Annotated in this window: 12 protein-coding genes; 5 read left to right on the top strand and 7 right to left on the bottom strand. The window is 57.5% G+C overall.

The window, feature by feature from the left end:
• Positions 1–92 precede the first annotated feature (92 nt).
• The 3 genes from ACN0WW_RS05445 (at position 93) to ACN0WW_RS05435 (ending at position 4,248) form a co-directional block, all read left to right on the top strand.
• Positions 93–2,186, top strand: coding sequence for a S9 family peptidase (locus ACN0WW_RS05445; protein WP_417610200.1), 2,094 nt, complete (start codon positions 93–95; stop codon positions 2,184–2,186).
• A 2-nt stretch (positions 2,187–2,188) separates the two neighbouring features.
• Positions 2,189–2,674: a GAF domain-containing protein gene (locus ACN0WW_RS05440; protein ID WP_417610198.1), complete on the top strand. Its 486-nt coding sequence runs from the start codon at positions 2,189–2,191 to the stop codon at positions 2,672–2,674.
• A gap of 161 nt (positions 2,675–2,835) precedes the next feature.
• Positions 2,836–4,248 (top strand): RcnB family protein, encoded by a 1,413-nt coding sequence (locus ACN0WW_RS05435; protein WP_417610196.1) that lies wholly within the window; start codon positions 2,836–2,838, stop codon positions 4,246–4,248.
• Positions 4,249–4,332: 84 nt separating this feature from the next.
• Here the strand turns inward: ACN0WW_RS05435 and ACN0WW_RS05430 are convergent, their stop codons facing one another.
• The 4 genes from ACN0WW_RS05430 to ACN0WW_RS05415 form a co-directional block, all read right to left on the bottom strand.
• Positions 4,333–5,097, bottom strand: a complete 765-nt coding sequence (locus tag ACN0WW_RS05430; RefSeq protein WP_417610194.1) for an arginyltransferase — start codon at positions 5,095–5,097, stop codon at positions 4,333–4,335.
• Positions 5,098–5,263: 166 nt separating this feature from the next.
• Positions 5,264–5,500 carry a hypothetical protein gene (locus tag ACN0WW_RS05425; RefSeq protein ID WP_417610192.1) on the bottom strand — a complete coding sequence of 79 codons (237 nt, stop codon included), beginning with the start codon at positions 5,498–5,500 and terminating at the stop codon, positions 5,264–5,266.
• 198 nt (positions 5,501–5,698) lie between these two features.
• The gene (locus tag ACN0WW_RS05420) at positions 5,699–7,369 is read right to left on the bottom strand and encodes an amidohydrolase (protein ID WP_417610190.1); all 1,671 of its coding nucleotides are present in this window, start codon (positions 7,367–7,369) and stop codon (positions 5,699–5,701) included.
• Between the two features lie 14 nt (positions 7,370–7,383).
• Positions 7,384–8,256 carry an NAD(P)-dependent oxidoreductase gene (locus ACN0WW_RS05415; RefSeq protein ID WP_417610188.1) on the bottom strand — a complete coding sequence of 291 codons (873 nt, stop codon included), beginning with the start codon at positions 8,254–8,256 and terminating at the stop codon, positions 7,384–7,386.
• A 75-nt stretch (positions 8,257–8,331) separates the two neighbouring features.
• Between ACN0WW_RS05415 and ACN0WW_RS05410 the strand changes: the two genes are divergently transcribed.
• Together ACN0WW_RS05410 and asd are read left to right on the top strand one after the other, a co-directional pair.
• Positions 8,332–9,573, top strand: coding sequence for a threonine ammonia-lyase (locus ACN0WW_RS05410; protein WP_417610186.1), 1,242 nt, complete (start codon positions 8,332–8,334; stop codon positions 9,571–9,573).
• A 20-nt stretch (positions 9,574–9,593) separates the two neighbouring features.
• The gene (asd, locus tag ACN0WW_RS05405; protein ID WP_417610184.1) at positions 9,594–10,448 is read left to right on the top strand and encodes an archaetidylserine decarboxylase; all 855 of its coding nucleotides are present in this window, start codon (positions 9,594–9,596) and stop codon (positions 10,446–10,448) included.
• Between the two features lie 146 nt (positions 10,449–10,594).
• On the opposite strand, the gene ACN0WW_RS05400 is transcribed toward asd, so the two are convergent.
• The 3 genes from ACN0WW_RS05400 to ACN0WW_RS05390 all read right to left on the bottom strand — a co-directional run bounded on the left by ACN0WW_RS05400 (position 10,595) and on the right by ACN0WW_RS05390 (position 15,083).
• Positions 10,595–11,887, bottom strand: coding sequence for a serine hydrolase domain-containing protein (locus ACN0WW_RS05400; RefSeq protein WP_417610182.1), 1,293 nt, complete (start codon positions 11,885–11,887; stop codon positions 10,595–10,597).
• A gap of 206 nt (positions 11,888–12,093) precedes the next feature.
• Positions 12,094–13,551 carry a tryptophan 7-halogenase gene (locus tag ACN0WW_RS05395; RefSeq protein WP_417610180.1) on the bottom strand — a complete coding sequence of 486 codons (1,458 nt, stop codon included), beginning with the start codon at positions 13,549–13,551 and terminating at the stop codon, positions 12,094–12,096.
• Complete coding sequence (locus tag ACN0WW_RS05390) at positions 13,548–15,083, bottom strand: tryptophan halogenase family protein (protein ID WP_417610178.1); 1,536 nt, start codon at positions 15,081–15,083, stop codon at positions 13,548–13,550. The genes ACN0WW_RS05395 and ACN0WW_RS05390 overlap by 4 nt, the downstream gene beginning before the upstream one ends.
• Positions 15,084–15,106: the final 23 nt, after the last annotated feature.

Raw genomic sequence — 15,106 nt, 5'->3', positions numbered from 1 at the left:
GACTTGACTGTTTTTCGCAGGCCGGAGACGGTTTCCGTTTGGCAATGCCGCCCTGTTCCCCCTAGGAAACCATATTACAAAAGGGGATATCGATGAAAACGCGCTATTTACTCGCACTATGTTTCCTGCCGTCCTTCGCCACCGCTGCTGTGGCCAACGATGGGGGGGATGCCCGCCGGTTTACCGCCGACCGCGTGTTTGATCTGGAATATGCCGATGACCCGCAGATTTCGCCCGACGGGTCCACGATCATCTATGCCCGCAAATCGATGGACAAGTTCACCGATAAAGTGGTCAGCGATCTGTGGACCATCGATACCCGGAGCGGAAGCCACCGTCCTCTGGTTAGCGGCGAGGGATCGAGTTCCTCGGTCCGCTGGTCCCCGGACGGAAGCCGACTGGTTTATCTGACAACGACCGACGGCAAGCCGGATCTGAGGCTGCGCTATCAGGACAGCGGCAACAGTTTTTCACTCGCTCAACTGGAAGAGGGACCTGGCGCGCCGGTTTGGTCCCCCGACGGCAAGACCATCGCGTTTTCGATGCTCGTTCCGGACGAACGCGCGAGCTTTGCCAAGCCCCCCAAAAGCCCGGAAGGCGCAGAATGGGCGAAGCCGGTCCGTATCGTTGATGATCTGGTGTTCCGCTTTGATGGTGCAGGCTATTTGCCCAAGGGAAAAACCCAGATTTTCATATTGAGTGCGGAAGGCGGCACACCGCGGCAGGTGACCCACGGCAAAAACGGCTTTGATTCACCGCAATGGCTGACAAACGGAAGTCTGTTGGTGACCGGCAATGATGGTGAGGATGCGGACCTTGATCCGATAGAGAGCGAAATCTACCGGGTGGATCTGGAAAGCGAGACGGTCACGCCGCTGACCCAGCGGGACGGACCGGACTTTTCGCCAAAGGTTGCGCCCAATCAGTCTCGCATCGCCTATCTCGGCTATGACGATCAGTTGAAATCCTATCAGGAGACGGATGTCTATGTAATGGCCCCCGACGGCTCTGGCGTCACCAACCTGACCGCCGGTTTTGACCGATCGATCGATGCGATTGCATGGCGAGCGGATGGTCGGGCGCTGATCGGACAAACCGAAGTTGATGGCATATTGACGCTGGTATCGATCGATCTGGCCGGTAATGTCCGCAATCTGGTCGACGATATCGGCGGCACCTCCCTCGGCCGACCCTATGCAGCGGGCAGTTTTTCGGTAGCCAGCAAGGCCGACGGCAGCACCCCGGTGATCGCCTATACAAAAGGCAGCACGAACAGGCCTGCGGAAGTTGCGTTCACTCGGGGCAATGGCAACGGCCGCCAACTGACGCGGTTGAACGAGGATGCTCTCGCCCATCTGGATCTGGCGCGCATTGAAGAGATAAAGGTTACATCGGCACATGATGGCCGCGAAATTGAGGCGTGGATTGCCCTGCCCCCGGGATTCCGGGCCGACGGCTCCTTTCCGATGATCCTGGAAATTCACGGCGGCCCGAACACGATGTACGGCCCCTATTTTGCAGCCGAGATCCAGCGCTATGCTGCGGAGGGCTATGTCACCGTCTATGCCAATCCGCGCGGTTCGACGGGCTATGGCGAAGAATTTGCCCAGCTGATCGACCTGGATTATCCTGGCCATGACTATGATGACCTGATGAGCGTGGTCGACGCTGTGCTGGCAAAAAATTATGTCAGCAGGGACAGATTATTCGTCACCGGTGGATCGGGTGGCGGCGTGCTGACCGCCTGGGCGGTCGGCAAAACCGATCGCTTCGCAGCAGCGGCAACCGTCAAACCCGTGATCAACTGGACCAGCATGGCGCTCGCCGGAGACATTGCCCGTTTCGTCAGCCGCCACTGGTTTCGTGCCCAGCCATGGGAGCAACCGCAGGAATATTGGCGTCGTTCGCCGCTGTCCATCGTCAACAATGTCACCACCCCGACGATGGTCATGGTGGGTGAAGCCGACTGGCGCACACCGGCCTGGGAAGCGGAGCAATTCTATACCGCTCTGAAGGTCCAGAATGTCGATACGGTGCTTGTCAGGGTCCCTGGCGCATCCCATCTTATTGCGCGCAGACCAAGCCAGCTTATTGCCAAGGTAGACAATATCATGGGCTGGTTCGCAAAATATGATCCGGTAAAAAAGCCGAGCGATGAAAAATCGCGCCAAGGACAGGAAAAATAGCGATGTTCGATATTGCCATCGACGAGAATCAATCCAAAGCCGATTTCTACAATGACCTTAAATCCTCGGCCGTCGCGCTGGTCGATGGCGAGCCTGACGGTATCGCGAATATGGCCAATATTGCCGCTTTGATCTGGCAATATGTTCCCGGTCTCAACTGGGCCGGTTTCTACCGCGTGATCGATGGAGAGCTGGTGCTTGGCCCCTTTCAGGGCAAAGCCGCTTGCATCCGGATCGCCATGGGAGCCGGTGTATGCGGCACTGCGGCGGCAACCGGCGATGTCCAGCGGGTCGCCGATGTCCATGCCTTTCCCGGTCATATAGCCTGCGACGCCGACAGCCGCAGTGAACTGGTGGTGCCAGTGACGAAGAATGGAAGGATCATCGCCGTGCTCGACCTGGACAGTCCCCTGCCCGATCATTTCAGCACGGAAGATGAACAGGCGATGGTTGCCCTGATCGGGGCCATCGCTAATAATCTTGGTTAAGATTGCGGTAATCAAAGCGCCCCATTTCGAGACACCAAACGAGATCTACTCTATTTTACAAGCCGCTAATGGTCAAACCCTGCGAAAACTGGTAAATGTTTGTTAACCAGATTTCGGTCGGACGTGCTCGGTGCATGTCCGAAACTAGGGAGTTGTTAACCATGAAGACCCTTTTATTCGCTAGCATTGCCGGTGTTTTCGCGATCGCACCAGGATCCGCGATTGCCGCCATCGACTCGAATGTCGGTGGACAGATCGCGCCATCCGTTGCGATCCCCTTTGCTGCTTCCACCGTGTTGGCTGCGCCTACAACCAGCCACAAGACGATGCCAAGCATGGGCAATATGCGCGGCATGAAACATATGGGCAATTTCCATCGGATGAAGAACTATCACGGATCCGGCAACTATGTTCGCCGCGGACGGATGGGATATGACCGGAGCTATCGCAGGCCTTATCGTGGTTTCCGGCTGCCGCAGACCTACATCCAGCCCAGCTATTTTATCGGAAACTTCGGCTATTACGGCCTTAGCCAGCCGAGCAGCGGCTATGGCTGGTCGCGTTACTATGACGATGCCGTGCTGACCGATCGCTATGGTGTGGTGCAGGACGCCCGCTACAATGTCGATTGGGACCGGTATAATCAGGGCTATCAGGATGGCTATCGCGCCGGTCAGGCCACCTATGATGAAAGCGTTTTCATCGGCGATGACCGCGTTGTTGCCACCCCGCACGGCTATTATGATGATCAGGCGACCTATCAGGGCGACTGGAATGGTGCCTATCGTGAAGACGGCAGCTATCAGGGGGAATGGCAAGGCACCTATCGCGATGCCGACGGCCAGGTCTACGAAGGACAATATTCCGGCACCTTCATCGGCGACGGCAATGTGACGCCTCATTGGGGGTCTCGTCCGGACCAGGGCAGCGGCTGCGATATTGACCCGGGCTATGATCCGCGCGGCTGCGGCATTACCGACGGCAGACGCGAGATCGATCGCGGCTATCCAGCCTATCCTGACGTCGATAGCAGGCGCTCCGAAGAACTGGCCTATCTGGAACGGTGCAAGAAGAGCAGCGGTATCGGTGGTGCCATCGTGGGCGGCGCGATTGGTGCGCTGGCCGGCAACCGCATTGCGGGCCGGGGCAACCGCCTCGGCGGAACCCTGATCGGCGGCGGACTTGGCGCTGTCGCCGGTGCTGCCATCGATCAGGGCACGGACCGATGCCGGTCGCTGCTGAAGAAATATGGCTATGACGAGCGCCGCGCGCCGGCGCCCTATCGGCGTCCCTATCCGCCTCAGCGCCATCCGACCTATCCAAGCGGCTGGAACGGCTATTATACTCCGGGCTATTATTATCCCGCTGCGCAACAACCGATGGTGACGACGATTGTGGTGCAGTCGGCGCCGGTAACGACCACGACGACAACGACCTATGTTGAAGAAGAAGTGGTCTACAGCAAGCCGACGTATAAAAAACGGTGGAAGCCGGCACCCAAGAAGAGCTGGAAGCCTGCGACCAAAGCGGTTCCGCTCAAGGGCTGTCAACAGGCGCGCTGCATGTACGACTGATCACCTGACCTAGGCAACAAAAAGGCCTGCCACCCCGATCCGGGTGGCAGGCCTTTTTGTTGCTGAGGAAGTGGGATTGAGAGGCTAGCTGGAGCGCTGCAGCTTGAGCAGTTCGGCAGCGTCAAATCTCTGCCAGCCATCCGGCGCCAGCCGCTCGAGCGGACGAAAGCGCACCTTATACTCCATCTGCGGCGAGCCATCGACCCAATAGCCGAGGTACACATAAGGCAATCCGGCGTTCTTTGCCCGCAGGATATGATCCATGATGATAAAATTGCCGAGACCGGTGCGCTCACCATGTTCCGCGTCGAAAAAACTGTAGATCATCGACAGCCCATCACCTTGCTGGTCGGTCAGACAGGCTCCAACCAGGCGGCCCTTGCTGCCATCCTCGGTCGGTTCGCGATATTCGATGACGAAGCTTTTGACCGGCGATTGCTCGACCATGTCGGAATAGTCCATCTCGTCCATTTCGGCCATGCCGCCGCCGGGATGGCGCTTGGCGAGATATTTTTGGAGGAGCTGGAACTGCTCCTCGGTGGCCCAGGGCTCGCAGGCTTCCACGACGAGATCCTGATTGCGGCGGATCTGTTTGCGCTGGGTGGCGCTTGGCCGAAATTCATCGGTGATCACCCGGACCGAGACGCAGGCCTTGCAATCCAGGCAGCTGGGGCGATAGGCGACATTCTGGCTGCGGCGGAAGCCGATCCGGCCGAGCGCGTCGTTCAGTTCATCGGTATGCGCGCCATTTAGCTCGGTAAAGACCTTACGTTCACTTTTTCCGGGCAAATAGGGGCATGGGCTGGGGTTTGTTACAAAGAATCGCGGAAAGCGAACGGGTGCAGTCACAAAGCCAGCCTTTTGTTTCATTCCAGAGAATCGACCCGCACAATATGCAGTGCAGCAAAGAAAATGAAAAGGCGATTTACCATATTTGGTGACAATTGGCGCGACCGCGACAGGCAAAAAAAACGGGGCGCAAAACGCCCCGTTCTTTAAATCTTTTTATCAGCGCTCAGGGGCTTGTTGGTGTATCATCATCATCAGCGACGATGATGATGCCAGCAATAACCGCTGCTGCTGCCAGAGCGGCAAGCAAAACGCCGGATGTGCCTTCAACTTTCTCGGAAGAAGACGACGTCGCGGCTACGCGCTCTAAAGCCGGTGCAGTGCTGTTTGAAGCCTGTGCTGCAACAGGCGCTGCAATCAAAGTTACGGCTGCTAAACTAGCTGCCAATTTACCGAGTTTCATATATGTGCTCCAATAGAGTCGTATTACAAGTTTGAAGACCTCGTATTAAGCCTTCACGCGCCCTGCTGCTTTACGAAGGATTATCATTTATATATCCCTTCTGAACCAACCATCTACAGCATTGTCCGATTCGCCGCAACCGATTAGCAAATTTTTTTGTGCACCTGCGTTATAAACACCCCTTATTGGCAGAAAAGCTCAGTTTTTCACCAATACCGGCTTGCCCCCGACCCAGGTCTGAAGGACCTGCGTTTTTCTGATTTGCGCGGGCGTGGCCAGAAGAATATCCTGATCGACAATCAGAAAATCGGCCCTTCTGCCCGGCTCGAGGCTGCCGAGCCGGTCTTCGGCAAAAGCGGCATAGGCGGAGCCAATCGTGTAAGCCCGCCAGGCCTGTTCCCGGCCCAGACGTTCGCTGGGCATCCAGCCACCGAACGGCTGTCCGTTGGCGTCTTCCCGGGTCATCGCGGCAGCCAGACCAGCAAAGGGATCGGACGATTCCACCGGCACGTCGGTACCGAAGGCCAAAACGGCGCCTGAATCGAGTAACGATTTCCAGGCGTAGGCGCCGACAAGGCGGTCAGGCCCCAGTCGCGCTTCTGCCATCAACCGGTCCGAAGTTTGATGCACTGGCTGCATCGAAGCAATCGCCCCGAATTCGGCAAAGCGGCTGATGTCGGCGGGATCAATGATCTGTGCATGCTCGACCCGCCAGCGGCGATCCCCCTTGTAGGTATCGCTCAGTTCCTCGATGGCGGACAGGACTTCATCATTGGCCTTGTCGCCAATCGCATGCACCGCTGTCTGAAATCCGTCCATCGCCGCCCGGCTCATCTTGTTTTTCAACTGCGCCGCGGTGAGCATCGACAGACCGGATTCACCCGGCATGTCTGCATAGGGCTGTTTCAGCAGCGCGCCTCGCGATCCCAGCGCGCCATCAATATAGAGCTTTACCCCCGCCATCTTCAGATGATCGTCATACAGCCAGGGTGATGGCCCCGGCCCGGCGATCGCGATCATATTGTCTATGCCATAGGCGTAGGAAACGATCCGGATCTTCAACTGTCCCTTGTCACCTGCCCTGCGGAAGCTCTGCCAATCCTGCAGGGTCGTGCCCATGTCGGCGATCGAGGTCACGCCATTTGCCAGCAAGATGTCCTGCGCCTTGCCAAGCGCCAAGTCGCGCTCCGCCGGTTTTGGCTCAGGAATGGCTTCGTTAAACAGATCCATCGCAGCATCGACGAAAATGCCGGACGGCTTGCCCCCCTCTTTGGCGATGGTGCCGCCGCTGGGCGCTTTGGACGCGGCGGAAACACCGGCCGCCCGCATCGCAGCGCTGTTCGCCCACGCCGCGTGACCGTCAACCCGGCTCAGGAACACCGGACGATCCGGGACGACTGCATCGAGTTCTGCAGCAGTCGGGAAGCGGCCCAGACCCCAAGCTTCCTGGTTCCAGCCATTGCCGATAATCCATTGCCGGTTCGGGTTGTCCGCAGCATATTGAGCGATCATGGCCAGCGCTTCTGCCAGCGTCTTGCTCTTGGAAAGGTCGAGCGTTAGCGCGGCAAAGCCCATGGCCATGACATGACCGTGAGCGTCGAAAAATCCAGGAATCAGAGACTGACCTTTGCCATCAAACTGAAAATCGACTTCGCGCGGCCGCTTGTCGCGACGGTCCAGCAGCTTCTTGACCTTGCCATCATCGTCGATCAGCATTCCAGTAAAGCGGATCACCTCGCCGTCGCTGTCGAGGGTCATGCCGTTAACATTTTCGATCAGACTGTCGGCCTGAGCAGCACCGGGCACGAGCAACAGAGCCGTCGCACCCCCGCAAAAAATTGCGCTCCATCTTTTTAGCCAGCCGCTCATCACTTTCGCCTTCCTCATGTTCTTTTCGGAAGGCGAGAGACCAATGAACTCGTGTCATTGCGACCGCCGCCTGCGGCTTGCACTTCAGCATAAAATTGATCGACCAGCGCGGCGACCGGTATGGTCGCGCCATTAGTCCGGGCCTCCTCTATGGCCAGCCCAAGGTCCTTGCGCATCCAGTCAACCGCGAAGCCGAAATCAAAGTCATCAACCGCCATCGTCGCCCAGCGGTTGTCCATTTGCCAGCTTTGCGCCGCGCCACCGGAGATGGCTTCATAGACTTTATCCAGATCCAGCCGGCTGGCCTGGGCAAAACGCAGCGCTTCCGACAATCCCTCGAGTACTCCGGCAATAGCAATTTGATTGCACATTTTCGTGGTCTGACCGGCACCGGTACGACCAACATGGACAATTCTTCCGGCATAGGCCGACATGATCGATTCCGCAGCCGCAAAGGCCTGCTCGCTGCCGCCGCACATGATCGACAGCTTGCCCTTTTCTGCCCCGGCCTGCCCGCCGGAAACCGGCGCATCAACGACCTGAATGGCGTGTCCTTCCGCTTCCACCGACAGCTGGCGCGCGATCCGCGCCGAGACGGTGGTATGGTCAATGAACAGGGAACCGGACGGCATGGTTGAGAAGGCACCGTCGCGTCCCATGGTTACAGAGGCCAGATCGTCATCATTGCCGACGCAGGTGATCACGATCTCCTTGCCCCGGGCTGCGTCAGCCGGGTTGTCCGCCAGCGTTCCACCATGTGCGCTCACCCAGGCCTCCGCCTTGGCTCTGCTGCGGTTATAAACCGTCAGCTCATGACCCGCTTTGACCAGATGCCCGGCCATCGGCCCGCCCATCACACCGATTCCGATAAATGCAATTTTTGCCATAGATTTCCTTGTCCCCTGATAAGGCCATAATGATTGTTTCCCTCGATGACCAGATGCGTTAGGGGCACTGGCATTATGAATGACACCCAGACCACCGCCCTGCCCTCGTTTGACTTCGCTGATGTGAAAGCCGCGCATGAACGCATTAAAGACCGCGTCGTGCACACGCCGACGCTGAAGAGCATTACTCTTTCGGAACTCAGCGGTGCGGAGGTTTACCTCAAATTTGAGAACCTGCAATTTACCGCGGCGTATAAAGAACGCGGGGCGCTCAACGCGCTATTGCTGATGGACGAGAGCAAGCGGCAGGCCGGAGTGATCGCTGCCTCTGCCGGCAATCATGCCCAGGGTCTGGCCTATAATGCCAAGAATCTTTCCATTCCTGCGACAATCGTGATGCCGAGCACGACACCCATGGTGAAGGTTGAGCAGACCCGCGGTCATGGCGCCGAAATCGTGATTTTTGGCAGCAATTATGATGAAGCCTATGCGCATGCCATGCTGCTCTCGGAGCAACGGGGCCTGACCTATATCCATGCTTTTGATGATCCGCGCGTCGCCGCTGGACAGGGTACAGTCGCCATTGAAATGCTCGAGGCCATTCCAGATCTGGAACGGCTGATCATTCCGATTGGCGGCGGCGGGCTGTTTTCCGGCATGTCGACCGCAGCAGCCGCAATCAAGCCGGGGATCAAGATGACCGGCGTACAGGCTGGTCTCTACCCCAGCATGTACGGAAAATTGAACGGCAAAACACTGCCGGCTGGCGGCGATACGCTGGCCGAAGGCATTGCCGTTCGCAACCCTTCCGAATTTACCGCCGCAATCATCAAGAAATATGTCGACGAGATATTGCTGGTCAGCGAAGCAGAGCTGGAAGGCGCGGTGAGCCTGCTGTTGCAGATTGAAAAAACCGTGGTCGAAGGTGCCGGTGCCGCAGGACTGGCCGCGTTGCTGGCCAACAAGGAAAAATTTGCGGGCGAAAAGGTCGGCCTGGTGCTGTGCGGCGGGAATATCGACACCCGCCTGCTCGCCAATGTTCTGCTGCGCGACCTCGCCCGCTCGGGCCGCCTCGCGCGCCTGCGTCTGCATCTGCGCGACCAGCCCGGTGCGCTTTACAATGTCGTGAAGCAATTTGCCGAGCATGAGGTCAATATCATCGAGGTCTATCACCAGCGGGTTTTCACCAACCTGCCGGCCAAGGGCCTGATCACCGATATCGAATGCGAAGCCAAGGACCGCGAGCAACTCGAAGGCCTGATCGTCGATCTCAACAAGGCCGGCTATGATGTCCGGCAGGTTGAACTGGCCGATTGAGCGATAATGCGAATTAAAAATTGATCGAACGTCTGAAAGTCGCGTCTCAGTACATACTGCCAAAGCGCGGCCTCACGGCCTTTGCCGGCCGCATAGCCAGAGCAGAACAAGGCGCGCTAACGACCCGGCTGATACGCTGGTTTGTCGGCAAATATTTGGTCGATATGAGCGAGGCCGAAAATCCGGACATCGCCAGCTATAGCAGCTTCAACGCCTTCTTTACCCGTCCGCTCAAAGCCGGCGCGCGACCGATCACCACAGCGGACTTTGCTTGCCCGGTGGATGGCGCGATCAGTCAGCTTGGGGCGATTGATAACCACCGCATCTTCCAGGCAAAGGGCCATTCCTTTACAACGACCGAGCTGCTTGGCGGTGATGCCGCACTGGCAGAAACATTTCGGAACGGCAGCTTCGCCAATCTGTATCTGTCACCCAGGGATTACCATCGCCTGCATATGCCTTGCGATGGCAGGCTTGTAAGAATGACCTACGTGCCGGGCTCGCTGTTTTCCGTGAATCCCACGACGGCGCGAGGCGTGCCCAATCTTTTCGCACGAAACGAGCGGGTGGTATGCGTGTTTGAATCACTGGAGCATGGCCCGTTCGTGATGGTGCTGGTCGGAGCAACAATCGTCGGTAGCATGGCAACGGTCTGGCACGGCATCGTCAAGCCAAAGCCCGCCGACAAGATTGTGCAATGGACCTATGCCGACCAGAATATCACGCTCGAAAAGGGTGAGGAAATGGGACGATTCCTGCTCGGTTCCACGATCGTGATGCTGTTCCGACAGGACACGATTGCCTTTTCGGACGACTGGGCAGCCGAGAGAGCGGTGCGTCTCGGCGAAACGATGGGCGACCGGCCCGGTTCCTGAAGTTTCATCGAATAGTATCGGGATGAACGGTTACGGTGCACATTATTCTAGGCACCTGACACGGTAATCCGGAATGATTTGACGACCAATGAAAAGCGGCCGCGGAGCACCCCCGACAGCTGACCTTCGTCGACGCATGAGTTGCGCTATTCAGTCAAACCGAGAACTTTTGGGGTCCAGGACCAGATGAGGCGATTACACGCCATGTCTCTTGTCGAGAGACAAACGAAGGTGGCATTTACAGCAGGATAATGATGGATAGCGACATCCATTCCATAAGAATTTCCGCCATGGCCCCAGCTCTCATAGGGCTTCGAACCGGTCACGAAGCCCGCGCCATACCAGGACGTCTGTCCGGGCGCGGTCGCAAGCTCGAACATCTCTGGAGACAGCAATTTTCCAGCTCGCAAGGCATTAAAGAATTTCAACATATCGTGAGCGGTCGCGACGCCGCCTCCATCCGGCATTCCCCGCCACGGCAGCACCTCCTCATTTGAAACGAGCGCATCTTCTTCGCCGTAAAAGGTCGTCAGACCGGTTGCGACACCCTGCCTGTTGTCGTTGTCAGGGTAGCTGGCTCCGGTCATGCCAGCGGGGGCAAACACGTGGTCTGCGACATAGTCGTAATAGCTTTGCCCGCTGACCTGCTCGATCACTGCGCCCAAAAGAATGAAACCATAGTTTGAATATTCCGACTCGGTGCCCGGCGGAAAATTGGGGGCTCTATCACCGTTCAGCGCGATGATATCATCGATCGTATGAACCCGCGCGCGATTGTCGCTGTCATTCCGCCCAAGAATAGCAGTGTCGCCTGCACCGCCTCGATGCTGAAGCAATTGACGGATGGTGACCTTGGCCATTTCGGCATTGGGGTAATCCGTCAGGTAGCTGCCCAGCGGGGCATCGAGGTTGATCCGGCCCGCATCGGCGAGCTGAAGAACGGATACCGCTGTGAACATCTTTCCCGCCGAAGCCAAAAACATCGGCGTATCCAGTGTTATCGGAACGCTCTCGCCCTCTTTGATCGTTCCCCAGCTGCGTTCCAACAGCGGCTTGCCATCCTGCGCGATCAGCAGCGATCCGGCAAACTCGTTGCGCGCAGAAAGCCGGTCAGCGAATGCCGCCACCAGATTATCCGCAGCTTCAACGGGGAGCGCCAGGGGCTTCAAATCGAGCGTGGCTAGCTTTTTTTCTCCCCTCGGATCCAGTTCGATGTCCAGACGCTGAAGCGCAGGAAAGCAGCGCTCGGCCAGAAGGACAGTCATTTTACGATCTGCCCTGTCCTCCACGCGGACCGGATCGAAGCCACACGTGGCTGCTGCTGTGTCAATCGCGAACGCCGCCTGCGGATCGTCCATTCGTTCAGCGTAGAAAGCGCGTATTGCGGCCTTCTCACCAGAATTGAACGCCGTCAGCCATTCTTTATAGACTTCGCTCACGGTCTCCCCGTGCGCCGGAAATGCGATCAGAAGGGCTAAGGCAAAGACAGCCACTCGCGTTTTCAACATGGTTATCAGGCTCCAAGTGGTTCGTTATCACATGATGCCACTTCGGCTATTGAGGTAAAAGTTATTTGTGCATCAGATTGAACTGGGAGACTGGTCAGAACGGACAGGGTGATGTCGAACATACCGACTGCCCTTGGCTATTCCGGAATCGCGCCCAAGGCGTGATCAAAGGCGGTACTGAGCCTTTTCAGCCGGCGGGCTATATTGGTCATGTCGAGCGACTGGGCCATCGGATCATAGCGTTCCGGGACGATGCCAAAGCCGATCATCAGGTCGATCCAGCTTTGCCCATCGAATATTTCACCGTCAAACGCAACGAACCGTCCCCGGCTGCGAAATTGCTCCAGTCGAATGGCCAGACTGTCGGGCAGATCGCTGTGGCGAGCGCTGGCCCATGGCGCATCGTCGCGGCGGTTCAGCGCGAAGGGCAATTGCACAAAATCCCGCACTTGCTCCGCCACAACCAGATGCCGCCGGTTAAATTCTCTCGCCTCAACCGTCATGTCGAGATGCACCGGCAAATGGCGCGACAGGAGGATGGCCTGATGCTGCAAAATCGTCATGTCAGCAGAGAGAAACGGTCCGAAACAGGACGAAGCACGGCCCAGTCGAAGGAGATTACCGGCCCATGGCCGGATGATATATCCTGGGTCAAAGCTGTCCGTTTTCGCACCATTGTCGATCCATGTCTGCTCGGCGTCGTCGGCCAACGCGTTTGAGGCATATAGCAGCTCGGTGACGGATGTTTGCCGAAGCGGCGTGTTGATCAACAGTCCGCCCTCCATCGCCGTCGCAACCGCATGGCGTTCTCGCTGCAGCGGCGTTTCCAGACCTTCGACGGTGAGCCGCCGGTCAAAGGGAATTCCGCCAGCCATCGAATACCAGTCGGATTGAGAGTCGACACCGGCAAGACCGCTTAGAGCGCCGGAAACGTCGATATATAAATCGGCCTTGACCATGAGAGCGTTATCCAGCTCGATCCCCTCAATGATTCCAGAGCCAGAAGCCGTGTGCGCGGCCTTTGGCCGGGCCTCGACACGCTCCATCCGCTTGTTTGGAATTATCTTCTTCATCAGCGCGGCATAGTCCGTGCCATCCATCTGAACGGTTGGCCGCAGCATGCTGAGTGGAGATCGCGGATCGCTGGATTGCAAGGCAAATTTTCCAGCCTCTGCAGCCCGGGCCGGCAGCCGGAAGGGTCGATAGAGATAGGCCAGTCGGTCCGGCTGGTCATAGATCAAGGCCGCGCGCAGCATGATCTGGTGGATGGCAATATTCTCGACGTCCGGCAGATCTCCTGAACCAGTCATGAAAAACTGGCTGCCAGTATCGCACCAGTCCCGCAATTCCGTCGCCAAGGAAAATGTCGCGCTGCTCGCCGCCTGCAAATCTTCTGCGCTGATTCCCAACTGGAGGAGAAGCGGATCATCCAGACGGATAGTGATCGCCACAGGATCAGCGTCCTCCGGCTCTTCAACAGCGATCAGCTCGATATCAGCCGGAAGATTTTGGCTGATCAAAGCCGCAACCGGCCAAAGGGCATATCCCTTGCCGAAAAGGGCAATCCGCTTCACTCTTTGACCGCCGCCATTCATGCTGGTTTTGCCTCTGTTCCGACAAAGCAGGCCCGATAGCTTTCGATAAATGCCCGATGATCGCGCATATGGTCGACGCCGGTCTCAATCGATGTTCTGATCCGCTGCAAACGGGTCGAAAGCTCGTCACCGGTCATCGCATCAACCCGAGGGTCCCAGGCTTCCGGCAACAGATTCTGCCCGATAAGGACCGAAAGCCAGCTTGCCGGCTGAAACAGCCCCTGGTCATATTGCGGCACGATGGAGCGTCGTTTGAACGCCTCGATTTTCTCTCTCAGACTGTCAGGCCAGACCATCTCCCGCATATCGCGCCAAAATGGCTCGTCGCGCTGATTGAGCACATAGTGCAGCATCAGAAAATCACGAATGCGGTCATATTCGAGATCCATCAGCCGGTTATATTCATCGACATCCGAAGCCGCGCATTGCTTCTCCGGGAACAGCGCGACCAGGTTCAAAATCCCGCTCTGGATCAGATCAATGCTGGTGGACTCCAGCGGTTCAAGAAACCCGCCCGACAGTCCAATGGCAATACAATTGCGGTTCCACAATTTCTTGCGTTTACCCGTCGTGAAAAACAATTGCTTGGGATCGGCAATCGGTTCGCCTTCAAGATTGTTCATCAACAAATCGACCGCGTCCTGGTCGTTGATATAGCGGTCACAATAGACGTGACCATTGCCGATCCGGTGTTGCAACGGGATCCGCCACTGCCAGCCCGCCGGGCGCGCCGTCGATCGGGTATAGGGGGCGACGGGACCGGAGATGGTGCACGGCACGGCAAATGCGCGGTTGCAGGGCAACCATTGGCTCCAGTCAGCGAAGCCGGTTTTCATTTCCTGCTCGATCAACAGACCGCGAAAGCCGGAACAGTCGACAAACAGATCGCCGGACAATTGAGAACCGGATTCAAGCGTGACGGACCGGATGAAGCCGCTTTCGCCGTCGCACTCGACCGCGACAATCTTGCCTTCGATCCTCTCGACCCCGCGGGCACACGCATAGTCCGCCAGAAAGGCGGCATAGAGGCTCGCATCAAACTGGAATGCATAGGAATAGGCATGGGCGGGTGAAGCCGGATTGTCCGGCGGCAAGGCAAAGCGGTTTTGCCTCGCCGCCACGATCGGCAAACAATAGCTGCCAAAATCAGCCGCCTTGCCAACGGAATGTGCCTTCGCCCAATAATGATGGAAGTCGGCCGGGCCGATGGGTTCGCCGTGCACGCCAAAGGGGTGAATATAATGATCACCCGCCCTGCCCCAGTCACGAAACTCGATGCCGAGCTTGATCGTGGCACTGGTGCGCGCCATCAACTCCGCTTCGTCAATCTCCAGCATCCGGTTGAATTCGCGGATCTGCGGCAGCGTCGCTTCACCAACGCCGACGGTGCCGATTGCAGACGATTCTACGAGTTGGATTGATATGCCGGTACCAGCAAGCTTCTGCGAAAGCGCCGCAGCGGTCATCCAGCCTGCGGTACCGCCGCCGACGATGACGATCCTGTCAACCCTCTGGTCGGAGCGGTCTTTCAAATTGGGTCCCCGTAGCTTGGTGT

Source organism: Parasphingorhabdus sp. (assembly GCF_048269865.1).
Lineage (GTDB): Bacteria > Pseudomonadota > Alphaproteobacteria > Sphingomonadales > Sphingomonadaceae > Parasphingorhabdus.
The sequence above is the reverse complement of the archived record's forward strand: the minus strand, read 5'-3'. Positions and strand labels throughout refer to the sequence as shown.

What these genes read in the sequence shown, in the direction of transcription:
- ACN0WW_RS05425 (WP_417610192.1), bottom strand. Translation starts at nt 5,500, where the DNA reads ATGAAACTCGGTAAATTGGCAGCTAGTTTAGCAGCCGTAACTTTGATT.
- ACN0WW_RS05415 (WP_417610188.1), bottom strand. Translation starts at nt 8,256, where the DNA reads ATGGCAAAAATTGCATTTATCGGAATCGGTGTGATGGGCGGGCCGATG.
- ACN0WW_RS05435 (WP_417610196.1), top strand. Translation starts at nt 2,836, where the DNA reads ATGAAGACCCTTTTATTCGCTAGCATTGCCGGTGTTTTCGCGATCGCA.
- ACN0WW_RS05410 (WP_417610186.1), top strand. Translation starts at nt 8,332, where the DNA reads ATGAATGACACCCAGACCACCGCCCTGCCCTCGTTTGACTTCGCTGAT.
- ACN0WW_RS05445 (WP_417610200.1), top strand. Translation starts at nt 93, where the DNA reads ATGAAAACGCGCTATTTACTCGCACTATGTTTCCTGCCGTCCTTCGCC.
- ACN0WW_RS05440 (WP_417610198.1), top strand. Translation starts at nt 2,189, where the DNA reads ATGTTCGATATTGCCATCGACGAGAATCAATCCAAAGCCGATTTCTAC.
- ACN0WW_RS05420 (WP_417610190.1), bottom strand. Translation starts at nt 7,369, where the DNA reads ATGAGCGGCTGGCTAAAAAGATGGAGCGCAATTTTTTGCGGGGGTGCG.
- ACN0WW_RS05395 (WP_417610180.1), bottom strand. Translation starts at nt 13,551, where the DNA reads ATGAATGGCGGCGGTCAAAGAGTGAAGCGGATTGCCCTTTTCGGCAAG.